The 1,186-nt window shown below is 57.1% G+C and carries 1 protein-coding gene; it reads left to right on the top strand.

The window, feature by feature from the left end:
* Positions 1–86: 86 nt before the first annotated feature.
* Positions 87–1,070 carry an IS5 family transposase gene (locus tag WF331_RS29130; protein ID WP_340623569.1) on the top strand — a complete coding sequence of 328 codons (984 nt, stop codon included), beginning with the start codon at positions 87–89 and terminating at the stop codon, positions 1,068–1,070.
* Positions 1,071–1,186 lie beyond the last annotated feature (116 nt).

Below are 1,186 nucleotides of genomic sequence, written 5' to 3'. Positions count from 1 at the left end.
GGATTCTCCGATCAAGTCAGCACAGGCCATCTGACCTGTGCTGAAATAGCCCTCCGTCCAACTGCCTTCTACAAGCCCGCCATCCCATGAGCCAGATGAGCTTTTCCGATTTCGAGTATGCCGGTAAGCGCAAGCAAACCCGTCGCGAGCGTTTCCTGGCCGAGATGGAACAGGTGGTTCCGTGGAGCGGGTTAGCGGCATTGATCGAGCCTCACTACCCAAAGGCTGGTGGTGGCCGCAAGCCGTATCCACTGGAAATCATGCTGCGCATTCACCTGCTGCAGAACTGGTTCTCGTTGAGCGATCCAGCCATGGAAGAGGCGCTGTACGAGATCACCTCGATGCGCCAGTTCGCTCGGCTGACGCTCAGCGCTCCGATCCCCGAAGACACGACAATCATGAATTTCCGGCACCTGCTTGAGAAGCATCAGTTGGCGGCGGGCATTCTGGAAACCATCAACAATTACCTGCGAGACAAGGGCCTGTCGTTGCGCCAGGGCACCGTCGTCGACGCCACCATCATCCACGCACCCAGTTCGACCAAGAACAAGGAAGGTAAACGCGATCCCGAGATGCATCAGACGAAGAAAGGTAACCAATATTTCTTTGGCATGAAGGCGCATATCGGTGCAGATGCCGAGTCGGGTCTGGTGCACCACGTCCACGGCACAGCGGCGAATGTGGCCGATGTAACGGAGGTCGCTCACCTGTTGCATGGCGATGAAAATGTTATCTGTGCCGACGCGGGTTATACCGGTGTGGAGAAGCGGCCGGAGCATGAAGAAAGGCCGGTGATCTGGCAGATTGCGGCTCGTCGTAGCACCTACAAGCGCTTGAGCAAACGCAGCATGCTCTACAAAGCCAGACGCAAGATCGAGAAGGTCAAAGCGCAGGCGCGAGCGAAGGTCGAACACCCATTCCGTGTGATCAAGCGCCAATTCGGCTATGTGAAAACCCGCTTCCGTGGCTTGGCCAAGAACACGGCGCAACTGACCACGCTGTTTGCCCTGTCGAATCTGTGGATGGTGCGCCGGCAATTATTGCCGGCGGCAGGAGAGGTGCGCCCGTGAGGGCAGAAAACCAAGGCTATGCCTTGGTTTTCCAATAATCTGCGGCTGAAAATCGGTCTTTTCGGCGTCCCCAAGCCGCCCATTTCCGGCTGATGGGCAACTTGTTCGGAGTTTCC

The organism is Pseudomonas sp. YNh (assembly GCF_037993085.1).
Taxonomy (GTDB): domain Bacteria; phylum Pseudomonadota; class Gammaproteobacteria; order Pseudomonadales; family Pseudomonadaceae; genus Aquipseudomonas; species Aquipseudomonas putida.
The sequence above is the reverse complement of the archived record's forward strand: the minus strand, read 5'-3'. Positions and strand labels throughout refer to the sequence as shown.